Raw genomic sequence first — 18,437 nt, forward strand, 5'->3', positions numbered from 1 at the left:
CTCTGACATGACTCCATTCGATACCAGCCTCGTGCCGACCGGCGATATCCTGATCGGCGGCGAGTGGCGCCAGGGGCGCGCCGCGCCCTTCGCGAGCCTCTATCCCGCCGACCAGTCGGTGAACATGGAGGTCTCGACGGCAAGCGCCGAAGACGCCAGCGAGGCGGTCGAGAAAGCGCACGCGGCGTGGAAGCACGGCACGTGGGCCGGCATGAAGCCGCATTTGCGCGCGCTCGTGCTCTACCGCATCGCGGACCTCATCATGCAGCGCCACGAAGCGCTCGCCCAACTGCAGCGCCGCGACAACGGCAAGCCCATCGGCGAGACGCGCGTGCTGGTGGCGAGCGCCGCCAACACGTTCCGCTACTTCGCCGCCTGCCTCGAAACGCTCGACGACGACCTCACGCCGCCGCGCGGCGACTATATGACGATGAGCGTGCACGAGCCGATTGGCGTGGTCGCCGCGATCACGCCGTGGAATTCGCCGATTGCCTCGGATGCGCAGAAACTCGCGCCCGCGCTCGCGGCCGGCAACGCAGTGGTGCTCAAGCCCGCCGAAGTCACGCCGCTTGTTTCGCTTGCGCTGGCGCGCATCTGCGAGGAAGCGGGCGTGCCCAAGGGCATCCTGAGCGTGCTGCCCGGCAAGGGCTCGGTGATCGGCGACGTGCTGGTGCGCCATCCGCTCGTGAAGAAAGTCTCATTCACGGGCGGCACCGAAGTGGGCCGCGGCATCGCGCGCATCGCGGCGGAAAAGCTCATGCCCGTATCGCTCGAACTGGGCGGCAAGTCGCCCACCATCGTGTTTGAAGACGCCGATCTCGACCATGCCGTGAACGGCGTGCTGTACGGCATCTTCAGCTCGTCGGGCGAGGCCTGCATTGCGGGCTCGCGCCTGTTCGTGCAGCGCTCGATTTACGACGTGTTCATGCAGCGCCTCGTGGAAGGCGCGCGCAAGCTGCGCGTGGGCGACCCGACGCGCGAGAACACCCAGATGGGTCCGCTCATCACCGCGAAACATCGCGAGTCGGTGGAGCGTTACGTGGCAATCGGTCTTGAGGAAGGCGGCCGCCTCCTGTGCGGCGGCGAGCGTCCCGTGGGCGACGGCCGTGAAAATGGCTTCTTCTATCAGCCGACCATTCTGGAAGGACTCCATAACAGTGCGCGCATCTGCCAGGAAGAGATCTTCGGGCCGGTGCTGGTGGCCATGCCTTTTGACGACGAAGCCGCACTCATCGAGGAAGCCAACGACAGCGTGTTTGGACTTGCCGCCGGCATCTGGACGCGCGACTACAAGCGCGCATGGCGCGTGGCGCGCAAGCTCGAAGCGGGCACGGTCTGGATCAATACCTACAAGCTGTTCTCGATCTCCACGCCGTTTTCGGGCTGGAAGGAGAGCGGCATGGGCCGCGAGAAAGGGCGGCTCGGCATTCGCGAATACATGCAGCAGAAGAGCCTCTACTGGGGTTTGAACGACGCGCCGCTGCCCTGGGCCAACGCCTGAGCGCGCGCAACGGAGCAATGAACATGACGATTCTCGGCATCGAACAGATTACCTACGGCGTGACCGACCTCGAAACTTGCCGCCGCTTTTTCGCGGACTGGGGCTTGACGCAGACGTCGCATGACGAGACGCGCGCGCGCTTCGAAACGCTCAACGGCTGTACCGTGCTCGTGGCCGACGCGAACGACGCGTCGTTGCCCGCCGCATTCGAAGCGGGTCCGACGCTGCGCGAGGTGACGTGGGGCGTGGCCACGCGCGAAGAACTCGACGCGCTGCGCGAGCGCCTGAAGGGCCAGCCCGGCTACTACAGCGACGCCGATGCAGTGGGTTGCTTCGACCCAGCCGGCATGGCGATTCGCGTGGAAGTCACGCGCCGCCGCGAGATCGACCTGAAGGGCTCGCCCTCGAACGTCTGGGGCCAGACGCTGCGCGTGGATACGCCGTCGCCGGTCTACGAGCGCGCCCAGCCGGTGGAAGTGGGGCACGTGGTGTTCTTCACGAACTGCCTCGCGGAGCAGGAAAAGTTCTATCACGAACTGCTCGGCTTCGAGACCTCGGACCGCTACCCGAATCGCGGCGCGTTCATGCGCTGCGCGCCGCACGGCGGCCATCACGACCTGTTCCTGCTCGCGCTGCCAGACGGCAAGAAGGGCCTCAATCACGTGGCGTTCACGGTGCGCGACATCCACGAGGTGTTCGGCGGCGGCCTGCATATCAGCCGTTGCGGCTGGACCACGCAACTCGGTCCGGGCCGGCATCCGGTTTCGTCGGCGTACTTCTGGTACTTCAAGAACCCGGCGGGCGGCCTGATCGAGTATTACGCCGATGAAGACGTGCTCACGCCCGAATGGCAGCCGCGCGAGTTCGAGCCGGGCCCGACCGTGTTCGCGGAATGGGCCATCGACGGCGGCCTCGACGGCAACACGCGCCGCCAGAAGAACGCCGAAGCGCCGCAAGGCAAGTTCATGACGGAGCGTAAGCAATGAACGACGCACAGCAAAACAGCGAGGAAAGCCGCGCGCCGCACAACACGCAGGACGTGCCGCGCACGGTCGTCGTGATCGGCGGCGGCCAGGCGGCAGGCTGGCTCGTGAAGACGCTGCGCAAGGAAGGCTACGCGGGCCGACTCGTGATGATCGCCGACGAAGTGCATTTGCCCTACGAGCGGCCGCCGCTTTCGAAGGCCGTGCTCGCGGGCGAGGCCGATATCGAAACGGTGCGCATTGCAAAGCCCGACGAATTCGCGGCGCTGAATGTCGAAGCCTGGCAGCCCGACTGCGCAACGGCCATCGACCGCGCGGCGCGCGTGGTGACCACGCGCTCGGGCCGCGAAGTGAAGTACGACCGGCTCGTGATCGCCACGGGCGGCGCGGCGCGCAAGCTGCCCGCGAGCGTGGCGAAGAGCGCGCACGTGACTTACCTGCGCACGCTCGACGAGGCGATGGCGCTGGGCGAGCGGCTGCGCCGCAGCCAGCGCGTGCTGGTGGTGGGCGGCGGCTGGATCGGGCTCGAAGTGGCGGCCACGGCGCGCAAGCTCGGCGTGGAGGCCACCGTGGTGGAGGGTGCGCCGCGTCTGTGCGCGCGTTCGCTGCCGCAGGACGTCTCGGACTTCCTGCTCGATCTGCATCGCGCGAACGGCGTGGACGTGCGGCTGAATGCGGCGCTGGTCTCGCTGGAAGACCGTGAGGACGGCGGCATTCGCGCGACCTTCGCCGACGGCAGCACGCTCGATGCGGATTTCGCCGTCGCCGGCATCGGCCTCGCGCCGCACACGGCGCTGGCCGAGGCAGCGGGGCTGGCGGTGGAAGACGGCGTCGTCGTGGATGAATTCGGAGAAACTTCGGATCCCTGCATATTCGCGTGCGGCGACGTGGCGAACCATCCGAACGCTTGGCTCAAGCGCCGTGTGCGTCTGGAGTCGTGGGCCAATGCGCAGAACCAGGCGATTGCCGCAGCCAAAGCCGTGCTGGGCGTGAAGACGCCCTATGCGGAAATTCCATGGTTCTGGTCCGATCAGTACGACGTGAATCTGCAGATTCTCGGCGATATTCCGGCCGGCGTCGCGCCAGCGCTGCGCGGCAGCCTCGGGGAAAAGCGCGCGACGCTCTTCTTCGTGGCGGACGGACATCTGCGCGGCGTCATCGCAATCAACTCGGCGCGCGACCTCAAGCTCGCGCGCAAATGGATGAGCCAGGGGCGCGCGGTCGATATCGCCGCGCTCACGGACACCAGCAAGGCCCTCGCTTAAAGCAGCACCAAGGCGGCATACACGAGACAACACGGAGACGGGACGACAGGCATGACAACATTCGACACTACCCTCGGCCATAGCGGCGACGCCGCAGCCGTCGAGCCGTACAGCGGCCCGCTTACGCGCGGGTCGATCATTGCGCGGCTCGAGCGGCTGCCGGCCAACGCCATGCAGGTGCGCGCGCGTCTTTTGATCGGCCTGGCGACTTTCTTCGATGGTTTCGATGTGATCGCGATTGCCGCGACGCTGCCGATCCTGATTCAGAAGTGGCATCTCACGCCTTGGGAGATCGGTTTTCTGATCGCTTCGGGCTCGGTCGGCCAACTGATCGGCGCGTTCCTGTTTCCGTGGTTCGCGGAACGTCGGGGCCGCGTGCGGGCGATCGCGTGGAGTTCCGGCATCATCGGCGTGACGAGCATTGCCTGCGGCTTCGCGCCGTCGTTCATGGTGTTCGCCGCGCTGCGCGTGGTCCAGGGCCTGGGGCTGGGCGGCGAACTGCCCGTGGCGGCGACCTATATCAACGAGGTCAGCCGCGCTCATGGCCGTGGACGTTTCGTTCTTCTCTACGAGATCGTGTTCCCGGTTGGCCTGCTGGCGTCGAATGCACTGGGCGCATGGATCGTGCCGCGCTTCGGCTGGCAGGCGATGTACTTCATCGGCGCGATGCCGCTGGTGCTGTTCTTCGTGCTGCGCAAGCTCGTGCCCGAGTCGCCGCGCTGGCTGGCTGAACGCGGTCGCCTGCAGGAAGCCGACGACGCCGTGAATGCGTTCGAGCGAACCGCGAAGGGTCCGCTCGAGCCGGTCACGAACGCCGCCGATTTCGATGCCCTCGTCAAGCGCCATCCGAAGCGCAGCGTGAAGGATCTGTTCGGTCCCGCGTATCTCAAGCGCACGCTTGCGGTGGCCATGCTGTGGATGACGTGCGGCTTCATTCAGTACGGGCTGTCCACCTGGCTGCCCACGATCTATCGCACCGTCTATCACGCGCCGCTGCAGCTCGCGCTCAATCTCGCGGTGGCTGCTTCGGTCCTCGGCGTGCTCGGTTCGCTCACCTGTGCGCTGCTGGTGGACAAGGTGGGCCGCAAGCCCATCATCAACGTCTCGTTCGTGCTGTGCGCCCTGTCGCTCGCGCTGGCCGGCATTTGCCACGCGATGTCGGTCTACGTGGTGGCGACGTTTTGCGCGCTGTCGCTCGGCTTTCTCGCTTGCGGCTTCATTACCGCCTACGTCTACACGCCGGAGCTGTACCCCACCAGCATCCGCGCGATGGGTTGCGGCGTGGGCGGCGCATGGCTCAAGGTGGCGGCCATCTTCGCGCCCACCATCGTGTCGAAGACGATGATCGGCGGCAATCTGGACGTGGCTTTCTATATCCTCGCCGCCGTGCCGTTCCTCGCGGCTATCACCGTGCACTTGCTCGGCATCGAAACCAAGGGCAAGGTGCTGGAGCAACTGGAGGCTTGAGCCGCCAGTCCCCAGCCGGCGGGTTTGCTTGAGCTGCGTCGACGTGTTGGGCGTCGGCGCAGCGGTACTTCAAAGCCGCTGATTAATCCCACTGTGCCGCGAGCCTCTCGGGGCTCACCTCGCGGCCATTGCGCTCGAGCGCCGCGATTTCCGCCATGTCGTCCTCGCTCAGTTGCAGCGTTTGCGCGAGCAGGTTGCTGGCGAGGTTTTCGCGCTTCGTCGACGAAGGAATCACCGAGTAGCCGAGGCGCAGCGCCCAGGCGAGCGTAACCTGGGCCGGCGTGGCGTGGCGGCGTTCGGCGATCGCGCGAATGACCGGGTCGCCGAGCACCTTGCCGTAGGCGAGCGTCATGTACGACGTCACGTGAATGCCTTCCTGCTGGAGGAAGCCCACGAGCTTGCGGTTTTGCAGATACGGGCTCAATTCGATCTGGTTGGTCGCGATATTCTCTTTGCCCACCACGGCGATGGCCTGCTGCGTGAGTTCGATGTTGAAGTTCGAAACGCCGATCTGCTTTGTCAGACCCTGCGACTTCGCCTCGGCCAGCGCGCTCATGAATTCTTCGAGCGAGACGCCGTTATTCGGTGCGGGCCAGTGGATCAGCGTGAGGTCGACTTCGTCGGTGCGCAGTTTCTCGAGGCTGTCCTTGAGGCTCGGCACGAGCTTTTCGCGCGAGTAGTTGTCGACCCAGATCTTCGTGGTCAGGAACAGGTCCTTGCGCGCGACGCCCGAGGCGGCCATCGCTTCGCCCACTTCGGCTTCGTTGCCGTAGATCTGCGCGGTGTCGATGGCGCGGTAGCCGAGTTCAAGGCCATTGCGCACCGAGTCGATGACCAGCTGGCCTTGCAGACGGAAGGTTCCAAGACCGAATGCGGGAATCTTGCTCATGAGGTTCTCCGTTGCCGTGTGGGGCAAAAATCAAATATGGGTCGACGGGAGATCGCGCGCCGAGCTGTGCGAGCCACCGTTGGGCTGATTGCGCTGCAAGGCCATCTGCACGAACACCAGTGCGAGTCCCGAAGTGGCGATCATCGCGCCCACGATGGGCACGGCGGCGTAGCTGAAGCCCGCTGAAATCGCGGCACCGCCCGCGGCCGCGCCCAGCGCATTGCCGAGATTGAACGCGCCCACATTGACCGACGAGGCGAGCCCCGGCGCTTCCGAAGCGGCGCGCATGACGCGCATCTGCAAGGGCGGCACGACCGCAAAGGTGGCGATGCCCCATACGACCACCGCAATCGCGGCGCCGACGTGATGCCTCGCCAGCAACGGGAAGGCCAGCATGATGGCCACCAGCAGGGTCAGGAACACGATCAGGCTGCCATTGAGCGAGCGGTCCGCGAGCCGTCCGCCGGCCACGTTGCCGATCGAGAAGCCCACGCCGACGAGCACCAGCATGACCGTCACGAACGAGGGCGATGCGCTGGCAAGATGTTCGAGGGTCGGCGCGATATAGGTGTAGAGCGTGAACATCGCACCCGAGCCCAGCACGGTGGTCGCCATCGCCATCAACACCACGGGGCGGGTGAGCACCTTCAATTCGCCGCGCACGTGCGGCACCTTTCCGGCTTCGCCCTTGGGCAGCGCCATGCGCAGAATCAGCATCGTGAGCACGCCGAGCGCGGCGGTGGCCGCGAACGACATGCGCCAGCCGATGGTCTGGCCGAGCCACGTCGCGGCGGGCACGCCGCCGATGTTGGCGATGGTCAGACCCATGAACATGGTGGCGACGGCGCTGGCCTGCTTGTGACGCGGCACGACGCTTGCCGCCACGAGCGACCCGAGCCCGAAGAACGCTCCATGATTGAGACTCGTGACGAGCCGCGCGAGCATCAGCGTGGTGTAGTTCGACGACACCGCCGAGAGCAGATTGCCGATCACGAAAAGGCTCATGAGCGCGATGAGCGCCGTTCTGCGCGACCAGCGCGAGAATGCGAGCGTCATCAGCGGCGCGCCGACCATCACGCCGATCGCGTAGGTGGTGATCAGCATGCCGGCGGTCGGGATCGACACGTGCACGCCTTCGGCGATCACGGGCAGCAGCCCCATCGGCGAAAACTCCGTGGTGCCGATGCTGAACGCGCCCATGGCGAGCGCCAGCAACGAAAGCCAGGCGCTTCCTTGTTCGCTTTTCTCCGCGCTGGCCGGTAGAACCGGCGCGGTCTTTTCAGGTGCATTCACGTTCATGCTCGATGCTCCGTTACCTTTCGTGGAATGTGCATTCATGGTGAGGACGTAGTGTGCACGCTTTACTTTTGACGAAAAACAGGCTTATAAGGGAATATGTTTTGATTTGAAATCAACAATGAAAATCACCCTGGACGAGCTGCAAGCCTTTGTCAGCGTGGTCGACAGCGGATCGATCACGGCCGCCGCGCAGCAACTCGGCTTGACGATCTCGGCCACGAGCCGCACGCTCGGGCGGCTGGAGGACAAGCTCAAGACCACGCTGCTGCGCCGCACGACGCGGCGTCTGGAATTGACCGAGGAAGGGCGCGCGTTTCTGAACGACGCGCGGGCGATCATCGCTTCCGTGGAGGGCGCGGAGGAGCAGATGGCCGCGCGCCGCGAGCGCCCGTCGGGCCGGCTGCGCGTGGATGCGGCCACGCCATTCATGCTCCACGTGATCGTGCCGCTGGTGCAGGGCTACCGCGAGCGCTACCCGCAGGTGGAACTGGAGCTCAATAGCAACGAGGGGTTCATCGACTTGCTGGAGCGGCGCACCGACGTGGCGATCCGCATCGGCGCGCTCAAGGACTCCACGCTGCATGGCAAACTCGTGGGCTGCAGCCGCGTGCGGATTCTTGCGAGCCCCGCGTATCTTGAGGCCCATGGCCACCCGAAGCGCGTGGAAGATCTCGCGAAGCACGTGCTGCTGGGCTTCAATCAGCCCGAGGCCCTCAACGTCTGGCCGATTCTGAGGCCGGACAACGAGCCGTATCGCATCGCGCCGGCCATCTGGTCGTCGAGCGGCGAGACGCTGCGTCAGCTGGCGCTGGCCGGCGCGGGCATTGTCTGTCTGTCCGATTTCATGACGGCGCGCGACCGGCGCGACGGCGCGCTCGTGCCGCTTTTCGCGCGTCAGACGCAGGAGGTCCGGCAGCCGATTAATGCGGTGTACTACCGGAATACCGCGATTTCGGCGCGCATTGCCTCGTTTGTGGATTATTTGATCGAGGCGGTGCGAGGCACGGAGTTCGAGCGCTAGCGGATAAAGCATCGCTAGCGTTTGCGGCTCTGCCTCCACGACGAAGCGGCACAGCCATAGCGCGCCGTGAACCACCTCGAAAACGCGCTCAACGACGAGAAGCCCAACAGCCTCGCCACGTCGGTAAAGGGGCGCTCATCGGACTCGACATAGCGCGTCACCAGTTCGGCCCGTACTTCGTCGACGAGCGATGACCAGGTATGGCCGTGTTCAGCAAGGTGCCGATAGAGCGTCTTCCGGTGCATGCCAAGTTTCTGTGCCACCTGGTTCGAGTCACATTCGCCAACCGGCAGCAGCGCAAAGATGAGTTGCGTGACTTTCTCGGCCATGCCGGCGTTTGACTGGGCCAGCTTCGCATCGAGGTAAACCCGTGCATGTGACGCGAGCAGGGGATCGTACGAGGAGATCGGGGTATCCAGATCGGCTCTCGAGAGCACGATGCCATTGAAGTCCTGCTTGAAATCGACGGGCATGCGGAAGATGCGCCGGTGGGTGGCAAGACTGGCCGGCGGGCGGTGGGAAAAACAGATGCCGCGTGGCTTCCAGTCGCTGCCCAGAAGTGTTGTGAGCGTGCGATGCAGGACGCAGACGACCAACTCGACCGATTGTCGAAACGTTCCAGGCCCCAAACCGAGGACCTCTACGATGAGCAGCGCGACATCGCCCTCTTCCTGCAAGCGGGTCGCCATCGCCTCATTCTGCAGACGCACGTAACGAGAAAACGATTCGAGCGCCCGTCGCAGGGTGGGGGCCTCCTGCAAGGCAATGGTCAACGGACCAAGATTGGCGAACTGGCGCGTCTCGCCCATGCGAAGCCCGAAATCCTGCACGCCGCTTATCTCGGCGGATTCTTCGAGCATGCGCATGGCCGGCTGCGCGGGAAGCCGGATGTCCGGATCGAGCAGGGCAGCCGCACTGATGCCGGCGCGGCGAAGTTGCACATCGGGACTCAGCCCCACTTCGCGGGCGACAGTCACAAAATTGGTCAGGCTCGCGCTTCTCAGCAATGACGGCATAGGGGTCTCCACCAGTGCCACAAAATGTAAAGACCATGCCACCGATTGTCAAATTCCTCCATGGCCATTCGTTGACACTGTGCTCACGCCAATGCACGCGAATGCGGTTCGATCAACAAGGCCGGAGAGGAACACATCATGGGGTATGCGAGGTGCGAGACTGCCGGCCCGGCAGTCATGCGGTGGGAGCCCGTCGAGGTCGGCGCGCCTGAAGCGATCAGTCCGGTCTTCACCGTCTGATGGGACTTCCATGACCGGGCGCCGCCCAGTTGCTGGGTTACCTCCTGAGTCAGGCATATGTCCCGGAGCACCAGGTGCGCTGGCGCTGGACGAAGCACAGCGTCGCGATCTGGGACAACCACAGCACCCAACACTACGCCGTGATGGATTACCCCCCGTGCCATCGCAAGATGGACCGCGCCACGATCATCGGCGACACGCCGTTCTGATTCGGCGTGGCGCCAGCCCCTGGTCGCATTCGCGACCCGATCACCCTGCCAGGAGACACAAGCCATGCAATTTCTGGATGATTCGCTGCACCCCGAAAATCAGGACAAGGTCGTCATCACTGTCGCACCGTACGGCCCGGAATGGATGCCCGAGGACTTTCTCGAGGACATTCCCGTCACCATGGAAGAGCAGATCCAGAAGGCCGTGGATTGCTACAACGCGGGCGCAACGGTGCTGCACCTGCACGTGCGCGAACTGGATGGCAAGGGCTCGAAGCGCCTCTCGAAGTTCAACGAGCTGATCGCCGGTGTGCGCGCGGCCGTACCGGACATGATCATCCAGGTCGGCGGCTCGATTTCGTTCGCGCCGGAAGACGCAGGCCAGGCCGCGAAGTGGCTCTCGGACGACACCCGCCACATGCTGGCCGAACTCGACCCGAAGCCCGATCAGGTGACGGTGGCGATCAACACCACGCAGATGAACATCATGGAGCTGCTCTATCCGGAGCATCTGCAAGGCACTTCGCTGTCTAATCCCGCGTTCATGGCCGCCTATAGCGAAATGACGGTGCCGGCTGGGCCGGCATGGGTCGACGAGCATCTGCGCCGCCTGCAGGCCTCGGGTATCCAGCCGCACTTCCAGCTCACCGGCATCCACGCGCTCGAAACGCTCGAGCGCCTCGTGCGCAAGGGCGTGTACAAGGGCCCGCTGAATCTCACGTGGATTGGCATTGGCGGCGGCTTCGACGGGCCGAACCCCTTCAACTTCTTCAACTTCGTCCATCGCGCACCCGACGGCTGCACGCTCACCGCCGAGTCGCTGATGAAGAACGTTCTGCCGTTCAACATGATGGCGATGTCCATGGGTCTGCATCCGCGCTGCGGCATTGAAGACACGATCATCGACCAGCACGGCAAGCGCTTCGCATCGATGCAGCAGATCGAACAGTGTGTGCGCGTGGCGCGCGAACTGGGCCGTGAAATCGCCACGGGCAAGGAAGCACGCGAGATCTACCGCATCGGTTTGCAGTACGAAACGATCGACGAGACGCTGGCCGCCAACGGCATGACGCCGAACCGCAAAGCGGGATTGACGGATCGCCAGCTGCGCGCTGCCTGAACGAAAGGTCGTGCGTCCGGCATTGCGGTGCCGCTCATGGGCGCATTGCCTGCCGGTCTGCCAGGACTTTCGCGGTCTGCCGCGTTTTCACTGAGTCAACGTCCTTACGCCTCGCACGTGGCAAGGAACAAGGGGAAGCCATGCTGGAAGAGAATATCGGTTCGTTTGCCGGGCGCGCCGTCCCGGTGCGGGCAACCCGCTCGCGCGTGTATCCCTGGGTGGTGTTCGGCTTGATCTTCGGCCTCATGCTCTCCGACTACATGTCGAGACAGGTGCTGAACGCGGTGTTCCCGCAACTGAAGTCCCAGTGGCACCTCGCCGACGCGCAACTGGGCCTGCTCAGCGGCGTGGTCGGCCTGATGGTTGGCATGCTGGCCTTTCCGGCCGCACTGCTCGCCGATCGCTGGAACCGCACGCGAAGCGTCGTGCTGATGGCGCTCTTCTGGAGTCTCGCCACGCTTGGATGCGGGGTCGCGGAAAACTACGGTCATATGCTGACTGCGCGTCTGCTCGTCGGGATCGGCGAGGCCGGTTACGGTAGCGTCGGTCTCGCCATCATCCTGAGTGTGTTTCCTGCCTCGATGCGCGCCACGCTCACGGGCGCCTTCACATCGGCCGGGATGCTCGGCTCGGTGCTTGGCATGGCAGCGGGCGGCGTGGTCGCGGCCCGCTTGGGCTGGCGCGCCGCTTTCGTCGGGATGGCGCTGTTCGGCCTCCTGCTTGTCCTGGCGTGCGCCGCGACGGTCACCGAAGCCCGCGTGAAGCGTCATGCGCGTTGCCAGGAGGGCGGGCCGAAAGGCGTTTCAGAGTCGTTGCCGAAGCTCGTTCGATCGCTCCTTTGCACGCCAACGCTGGTTTTCACGTACCTGGGCAGCGGTTTGCAGCTCTTTACTGCCTACGCCATCATCGCCTGGCTGCCCAGCTATCTCAATCGCTACCATCACATGGCCCCGGCGAAAGCCGCCCTCTCCGCCGCGGTCATGCTGATCGTGAGCGGCGTGGGCATGGCGCTCTGCGGGATGGTCACGGACTGGGCCGCGCGAAAGTCGGCTCGCAGCAAGGTCACGCTGGCTATCGGCTACTGCCTCGGTTCATGCGTACTGCTGATGATAGCCATGCGGATGGGAGCCGGCGGCGCTCAGTTCGCTGTCCTTGCCGCTGGTGTGTTTCTTGCCGCCGGGACTTGGGGGGCCGCCGGTGCGATGACAACGAACCTCGTGCATGCCTCGATGCATTCAACGGCGCTAGCCACATTGACGCTCGCCAACAACCTGCTCGGCGGTGCGCCGGGACCCTACGTTACCGGGGTACTGGCAGACCGGATCGGTTTGCTTGGTGCCCTGCAGTGGATCCCGCTCGTCTGCGTCGGCGCGGCGCTCGCTTTTGCCTGCGCCAGGGGGACTTACGAACGCGACCTGAACCGATTCCAGGCAACCTGAGAGTAGCGGCGCGTAGCTCCGCCTCTCAATTCATACAGGAGTTCTTGATGGCACAGACGAGTACACCGCGCTCCCTCGACGGCAGGGTGGCCGTGATTACCGGCGCCGGCCGCGGAATTGGGCACGCGATTGCCCTCGCGTATGCACGCGCCGGCGCCTCCGTTGTGTGCAGTGCGCGCAGCGAGAAAGAGATCATGGAAACCGCCGCCCTGATCCGCGAGGCGGGAGGAACCGCGATCGCCCAGACGGCGGATGTCGGCAACTACGAGGACACGGTTGCACTGTTGCGCCGCGCGAGCGAGGTCTTCGGCGGCGTCGATATTGTGGTGGTCAACGCGGGTGTCGCATCGGACCTGCGCAGGATCGAAGACAGCGATCCCGCAGCGTGGCGCAAGACGATCGACATCAATCTGAACGGGGCCTACCACACCGCGCACGCGGCCATCCCGCATCTGCGGCGGCGCGGGGCGGGCAAGATCATCATGGTGGGCTCAGGCCAGCGCAACCGCCCGGTGCCGGGGTTCTCCGCCTATTCCTGCTCCAAGAGCGGTCTGTGGATGCTGACCCAGTCGCTGGCCGTGGAACTGCTCGACTACAACATCAGCGTCAACGAACTCATTCCGGGCCCCGTCAGGACCGACATGACCCGCGATGTGCCCATGCCCGCTGGCGAATGGGCCAAGCAACCCGAAGACGTGGTGCCGTTGGCCCTGTTCATGGCCAGCATGCCCGATGGTGGTCCGACGGCACAAAGCTACAGCCTGATGCGCCGCGCGTGAGCCGCGCAGGCAACCCATTACACGAATAGCGGAGAGATTCATGCTTATGAAAGAGCAGGTTGGCCAGTCCAGCGAAGCGACTGCGAACGTGCGGACCCTCGCGGGCCGCGTCGCCCTCATCACCGGAGCAGGCGGTGGCCTCGGTGGCATCATCGCCCGGCATTTCGCGAGAGCGGGCGCGGACATCGTCATCTGCGATGTCAATCTGCCCGCCCTCGAGGAGACGCGGGCAGCCGCCGAAGCCATTGGAGCCCGCTGTATGGCGCTCGGATGTGACATCACGTCGAGCAGCAATGTGAAAGACATGTTCGCCGCGATCGTCGAGCGCTTTGCCACGCTGCACATTCTGGTGAATAACGCGGCGCTGGGACCGACGGCGGCCGACGACGAGGTGCGGCGCAACAAGCACTACGCGTACATCACGACGCCGCAACCCCGGCAGGCCCTTGGTTTCACGAGCGAGATCACGGACGAGGACTGGCATCGCTACTGGGATGTCAATGTGCACGGCATGTTCTACTGCACGCGCGAAGCCCTCAGGTTGATGCAGCCGCAAAGCTATGGCCGCATCGTGAATCTCGCGTCCATCGCGGGAATTTCGCCCATCAGCGCGCACAGTCCGCACTACAGCGCGTCGAAGGGGGCGGTGATCGCGTTCACGAAGTCCGTCGCGGCCGAGGTCGCCGGGGGCAACATTCTTGTCAACGCGCTCGCGCCAGGCGGGGTGCAGACGCCGTTCTTCGAACACTATCTGGGCTCCATCGGCGAAGAGGCGCGCAACCGGTTCTGGCAGGTCATACCGGCCGGGCGGTTTGGCACGATGGACGAATATGCCTCGGTGGCAACGTTCCTCGCAGGCGATCACTACTTTGTCGGGCAGGTCATCAGCCCCAACGGAGGCGCCGTGATCTGAGCGGCGCATGCATGGCGAACACCCCGATCACCGATCGGCGGAATCGCGCGCGAGGGCAGGGCGGCGCGCGCTCATCCGCTTGATCGGTTCACTCACCCAATTCCACGATGCCACACCATGAAACTGGCCACGTTCAAACGCATGCAGGACAGCACCCGGGAGGACCGGGAGATCATCAAGCCCCAGGCTGCGGAGTACTTTTTCAAACTTCCCGAGCGTGTACTTGCGCACCTGAAGCTGCTGGAAGGGGAATACAGCGGATTTCCGATAGATCGCTACCACCACTGCCTGCAGACCGCCACGATGGCGCTGAAGGATGGCCGTGACGACGAGTACGTGGTTTGCGCACTGCTTCACGATATCGGCGATACGCTCGGCTCGTACAATCACCCAGAGATCGCGGCCGCCATACTCAAACCGTTTGTTTCCGAAGCGAACCTCTGGATGATCGAGCACCACGGCATCGTACAGGGGCACAACTTCTTTCACCATATTGGCATGGACCGCAATATGCGTGAGCAGCTCAGGGCGCATCGCCTTTATCAACATACGCTCGAGTTCGTCGATCTCTACGACGACCCTGCGTTCGACCCCTCTGCGGAGACCTGGCCGATCGACGTGCTCGAGCCGATTGTGCGTCGCGTGATGAAGGCGCCAAAGCGATCGATCTATAAAACGATTACCGCGGACGCGTGAACGTGTGAACGTGTGAAACGATCATCGATCGATGCTTTCAGAGTATCAATCCGAACAGTCTTTTCAGCAAGTCCTCCAGCGACATCATCGTGAGCGCCAGCGGCACGATGGGCACAAGTACCGCGGCTGCGAGGCGAATAATGGCATCTTTGGTAATGGGCGCGATACGCATGGTTCGGACAACGTCGAAACTGTTGGCGAGATCCGCGAGCGACTGAATATCGCCGCTGCCCACCAGCGCCTCGTCGTCGGGCGAGCCGCCTCGCAGCCACTTGGCGTCGAATTCGCGCACGTACCGTTGCGCCAGGGTGCCGTATTCACTCAGGCCGGTCCGCTTCGCCTGGGCCAGTTGCGGCGCAAAAACCAGTAACGGACCAAAGACCAGGCACAGCAGGAAGAGCACCATCGTTGCGGTCTCCACCTTGAATTCGGTGAGTGCGACCCCGGCGTAGAAAATGCGGTTGGCGAACTGGGCAGCGAGCATTGCGCCGTGCGCGGCAAGCAGGGGCGTGAAGGCATAGACGGTATTGGCAAGGAATCCCAGACCGCCGACGCGATCGGGATGAGTCGGAACGAGGCTGAGATCGATGCGCGACACCCGCCAGAGAAACCGCATCCAGACGAACAGCCGGAAGTACCAGCGGATCAACAGGAACTGGAATAGCGGAACGCTCACGTAGGCATACCAATATCCGGCGAGCGAAAGTTTCAAGCCTTCTGGCGTGGGTGTTGCGTACCATGTCGAAGTCGCTTGCATTGCGGTGTATTGGCGCCACACGACAAGGATGCCAACACCGTATACCAGCGCGATCATCAGCAGCTCGGCAGCCACGGAATTGCGCAGACGGAATACCGACCTGATTGCCTCGTCGAACCGCGCCGCCGACGCTTCCGGAATGATCTTGCGGTCGAGGAATGCCCGCGCGATGGGACGCATGCGCCGATGCACCACCAGCTCCGCGATGATCAAAAGCGGCACGGCTACCAGGAAGCGGATGTGAACTTCCAGATCCAGCAGGAATGGCACGGCCACGCGCTTGTCGAGCAAATGCCCGTCCAGCGCGGCTAGCGCCAGGAGCGGTAGCCACGCCGCGAGCGCGATGACGAGAACCCGCTGGCGCACCAGTTCCAGCGCATCGTCGGCCATGCGCGTGCGGCGCAGAAGCTGGAAAAGGGGACCGCCCAGCACCAGCGAAAAATTTTGCGTATCGTTCAGAATATCTGCGGCGGTTGGCACCGCACGGTCTATTCTTCGCGATCTTGAATGAAATAAGTGATTCATCGCTGGGCACCCTTGCTCTCGAATTCGAATTCACCTTGGTACCGCACAGGCCTGCTTCAGTGCCACGACGCGCGTGTTGCGGCGTCGATATGCAGTCCGGCTGGCAGGAGTTCGGCACGTGGAAATCGCACGAGTGCGAACGCGCGCATGCGAGGCGGATCACCGGGAATGCGTGCGAGGCGAAACTCCATGATGCGGCTGGCCTGTGTTTCGTCGTTCCTCACCACGTTCATCAGGTCCAGACGGACATTGCGCTGCTCGACGTAGATGTGCTCCGCAGGCGTGGAAAACACCTCGCAGACCCGCTCCAGTTCGAGCTCGATCGCCTCGGTCGGCACGCGAAGCGCCGCCAGTTCGCGCGCGTTTTCTTCGATTTGGGCCTGCAGTCGTTTCAGTTCGTCCGCTGCGGTGTCTGGTGCGTCGCCTACCAGAGAGCGAATACCCGTACCCTGCTGCTCCAGCAACTTCACGCGCGCCTCGAGCAGTTCGCGTCCTTTTTCGACCAGCTCGCGCCGGTCGGCGGCGAGTTTGGCCAGTCCTTCCAGCGCCAGTTGATCGATCAGACGGCGCACGATTTCCTCCCGCAGATCCGGGGCCGAGCGCGCGCAGATGCTGACGCGATGGTCCAGGAAACACAGCTTGGTCTGCGGCACTTCATGACGTACTGAATCGCCTTCCAGGGCGACACCCAGCACGTGCCGCTCCATCATCGCCATCCCGAGCGTGACGTAGGCGTGCGTCATATCGGGATTCTGATCGAAGTATTCGCGTAATGTCTCCGAGCGGCTGAATGCTTTTGGCAGGTCGTCGGACGTCGCAAAGAATGCGCGAATCAACGGATCGGTCGACCACGTTGCCATGTTGGCCTCGTGAGGCGCGGGCAACGAACCGGTCAGATCGTCGATGTAGCGAAGCGAGAGGCGGATCGATTCGCCAAGGCGTTTGCGGTAATGCTGCGCCAACCGCAGACGGGGCTCCATGGCGACGACACGTTCGATCATTTCGTCCACGCGGGCGCCCTCATCACGCGCGCCCGGGGCTCGTGAGGGACTCATAAAGCGAGCTAGCAAACCCATATCGCTACCTTTCAAGGGTGTCGTGCAACCAGGACCGCCTGCAACGTCGGCTATCCCGCGGACCCGCCTGGCGCAATGAAGAACCGCGCATCGGAAACCGGGAAACCGTTCGCCCTCACTCTAGTATTTCGTCCCTCCGGCTCGTTGATCTCCGTCAATCGCGCGCATTCGCCGCAAACGTCGCGATTCGGGCGGCGATGCGTGCTCACCGGTCGAACCAGCGATATTGAAGCGCCACCGTCACGATCTGGTAATTGCCCGCCGCCCGCGTGACGAAGCCGCGCGACCAGGCGAGCTTGGCCGACCAGCCGCGCGCGATCGGCACCGCGAGCGTGACGCCGCCGCGCAGGTTCGCCTGGGAACTGCCGCTCGACGCACCATCCACACTCGCGCCGCCGCCCAAGGCATAACCGAGATCGACGGCAAGCCATAAGCCGGGGCGGAAGGTGTAGCCGCCATGGAACTGCGTGAACGCGAGCGGCGCCTGGCTGCGCTCATGTCCGTTGACGAAGTTCGTGTTGGCGGTGAAGAAGAAAACGCCCGCCGAAGCCTCGAAGAACCAGTTTCCCCACGGCTGCGATACGCCGATTTCAGGTCTGAACGCCCAGCGATTGTTTCCCAGGTTGACGAGACGCCAGGGAGCGTACTGGCCAGTGGGCGCCTGGACCGTCAGGCTGATGCCGAGCGAAGTGCGAGGCGGCGCTTGCGCGAATTCCTCGGGCGAAAGCGGGGGATTGCCGAACAGGTTGAAGGCGAATCGCATCTGCATGTCGCCCATGCCGCCGCGGTGGATCTGGGTCGGCGCGTCGATGACGAGCCCGCTCAGGTCCCCGCGCTGGAACGGAACGACCAGGCCAAACGACGCCGTGTGACCGAGGAGCGCGAATGTGCGCACGTAGCCGAGCACAAAATTGTCGACTTGCGCGCGTACGCCGCTCACCGGGAGGGAAGGGTCGGTGAGAACGTCTCCGCTCACGTGCGAGTAGCCGGCGACAATGAAATTCGTGCCGACCGGGGAGGCGGAATAGGCTCGCGGCTCCAGTTCCTGGGCGTGCGGCGCACCCGCCTGCCAGAGCAGCACGGCGGTGCCGAAGCACGCATGCCTCCAGTGGGCGGCTCGCCTGCTCATCGCAGTTCAGTTCGGAGTATCGGGAATGGTTCCGTGCGGCGCTGCACGGCGAGGTCCAGCATAGCAGTGCCATTCGACACGATGAATAAGACTTTGGTCGGATCCCTGCTTGT

General features: G+C 64.1%; 16 protein-coding genes and 1 pseudogene. 11 read left to right on the plus strand and 6 right to left on the minus strand.

Annotated elements, in window-relative coordinates:
* The first annotated feature begins 7 nt into the window (after window positions 1-7).
* From PWP93_RS28860 to PWP93_RS28875, 4 genes are read left to right on the plus strand one after another with little or no spacing between them, the layout of a single operon-like run.
* Window positions 8-1,501, plus strand: a complete 1,494-nt coding sequence (locus tag PWP93_RS28860; RefSeq protein WP_421047081.1) for an aldehyde dehydrogenase — start codon at window positions 8-10, stop codon at window positions 1,499-1,501.
* A gap of 23 nt (window positions 1,502-1,524) precedes the next feature.
* A complete protein-coding gene (locus PWP93_RS28865; RefSeq protein WP_421047082.1) occupies window positions 1,525-2,487 on the plus strand; it encodes a VOC family protein in 963 nt (320 codons plus the stop codon).
* Complete coding sequence (locus PWP93_RS28870; protein WP_421047083.1) at window positions 2,484-3,749, plus strand: NAD(P)/FAD-dependent oxidoreductase; 1,266 nt, start codon at window positions 2,484-2,486, stop codon at window positions 3,747-3,749. The genes PWP93_RS28865 and PWP93_RS28870 overlap by 4 nt, the downstream gene beginning before the upstream one ends.
* A 51-nt stretch (window positions 3,750-3,800) precedes the next feature.
* Window positions 3,801-5,216: an MFS transporter gene (locus PWP93_RS28875; RefSeq protein WP_421028327.1), complete on the plus strand. Its 1,416-nt coding sequence runs from the start codon at window positions 3,801-3,803 to the stop codon at window positions 5,214-5,216.
* 82 nt (window positions 5,217-5,298) lie between these two features.
* On the opposite strand, the gene dkgB is transcribed toward PWP93_RS28875, so the two are convergent.
* On the minus strand, window positions 5,299-6,105 hold the full coding sequence (gene dkgB, locus PWP93_RS28880; RefSeq protein WP_421047084.1) for a 2,5-didehydrogluconate reductase DkgB: 807 nt from the start codon (window positions 6,103-6,105) through the stop codon (window positions 5,299-5,301).
* A 30-nt stretch (window positions 6,106-6,135) separates the two neighbouring features.
* Window positions 6,136-7,404 (minus strand): MFS transporter, encoded by a 1,269-nt coding sequence (locus PWP93_RS28885; RefSeq protein ID WP_421047085.1) that lies wholly within the window; start codon window positions 7,402-7,404, stop codon window positions 6,136-6,138.
* Window positions 7,405-7,522: 118 nt separating this feature from the next.
* Between PWP93_RS28885 and PWP93_RS28890 the strand changes: the two genes are divergently transcribed.
* Window positions 7,523-8,425 carry a LysR substrate-binding domain-containing protein gene (locus PWP93_RS28890; RefSeq protein ID WP_421047086.1) on the plus strand — a complete coding sequence of 301 codons (903 nt, stop codon included), beginning with the start codon at window positions 7,523-7,525 and terminating at the stop codon, window positions 8,423-8,425.
* A 14-nt stretch (window positions 8,426-8,439) separates the two neighbouring features.
* Here the strand turns inward: PWP93_RS28890 and PWP93_RS28895 are convergent, their stop codons facing one another.
* Entirely contained in the window at window positions 8,440-9,441 is a 1,002-nt protein-coding gene (locus PWP93_RS28895) for an AraC family transcriptional regulator (protein WP_421047087.1), read from the minus strand.
* A gap of 254 nt (window positions 9,442-9,695) precedes the next feature.
* Between PWP93_RS28895 and PWP93_RS28900 the strand changes: the two are divergent.
* The 6 genes and pseudogenes from PWP93_RS28900 to PWP93_RS28925 all read left to right on the plus strand — a co-directional run.
* Window positions 9,696-9,890: pseudogene (locus PWP93_RS28900) on the plus strand (TauD/TfdA dioxygenase family protein); the annotation flags it as partial.
* Between the two features lie 64 nt (window positions 9,891-9,954).
* Window positions 9,955-11,010 carry a 3-keto-5-aminohexanoate cleavage protein gene (locus PWP93_RS28905; protein WP_421047088.1) on the plus strand — a complete coding sequence of 352 codons (1,056 nt, stop codon included), beginning with the start codon at window positions 9,955-9,957 and terminating at the stop codon, window positions 11,008-11,010.
* Between the two features lie 140 nt (window positions 11,011-11,150).
* A complete protein-coding gene (locus PWP93_RS28910; protein WP_421047089.1) occupies window positions 11,151-12,449 on the plus strand; it encodes an MFS transporter in 1,299 nt (432 codons plus the stop codon).
* Window positions 12,450-12,496: 47 nt separating this feature from the next.
* Window positions 12,497-13,228: an SDR family NAD(P)-dependent oxidoreductase gene (locus PWP93_RS28915; protein WP_421047090.1), complete on the plus strand. Its 732-nt coding sequence runs from the start codon at window positions 12,497-12,499 to the stop codon at window positions 13,226-13,228.
* A gap of 40 nt (window positions 13,229-13,268) precedes the next feature.
* Window positions 13,269-14,141 (plus strand): SDR family NAD(P)-dependent oxidoreductase, encoded by an 873-nt coding sequence (locus PWP93_RS28920; protein WP_421047091.1) that lies wholly within the window; start codon window positions 13,269-13,271, stop codon window positions 14,139-14,141.
* 117 nt (window positions 14,142-14,258) lie between these two features.
* Complete coding sequence (locus tag PWP93_RS28925) at window positions 14,259-14,837, plus strand: HD domain-containing protein (RefSeq protein ID WP_421047092.1); 579 nt, start codon at window positions 14,259-14,261, stop codon at window positions 14,835-14,837.
* Between the two features lie 37 nt (window positions 14,838-14,874).
* Here PWP93_RS28925 and PWP93_RS28930 read toward each other — a convergent pair whose 3' ends face one another.
* From PWP93_RS28930 to PWP93_RS28940, 3 genes are all read right to left on the minus strand, one after another.
* Window positions 14,875-16,119, minus strand: a complete 1,245-nt coding sequence (locus PWP93_RS28930; RefSeq protein WP_421047093.1) for a hypothetical protein — start codon at window positions 16,117-16,119, stop codon at window positions 14,875-14,877.
* A gap of 56 nt (window positions 16,120-16,175) precedes the next feature.
* Window positions 16,176-17,120, minus strand: a complete 945-nt coding sequence (locus PWP93_RS28935; protein WP_421047695.1) for a hypothetical protein — start codon at window positions 17,118-17,120, stop codon at window positions 16,176-16,178.
* A 280-nt stretch (window positions 17,121-17,400) separates the two neighbouring features.
* On the minus strand, window positions 17,401-18,324 hold the full coding sequence (locus tag PWP93_RS28940) for a transporter (RefSeq protein WP_421047094.1): 924 nt from the start codon (window positions 18,322-18,324) through the stop codon (window positions 17,401-17,403).
* Window positions 18,325-18,437 lie beyond the last annotated feature (113 nt).

This window comes from Paraburkholderia sp. A1RI-2L (assembly GCF_048957375.1).
Classification (GTDB): domain Bacteria; phylum Pseudomonadota; class Gammaproteobacteria; order Burkholderiales; family Burkholderiaceae; genus Paraburkholderia.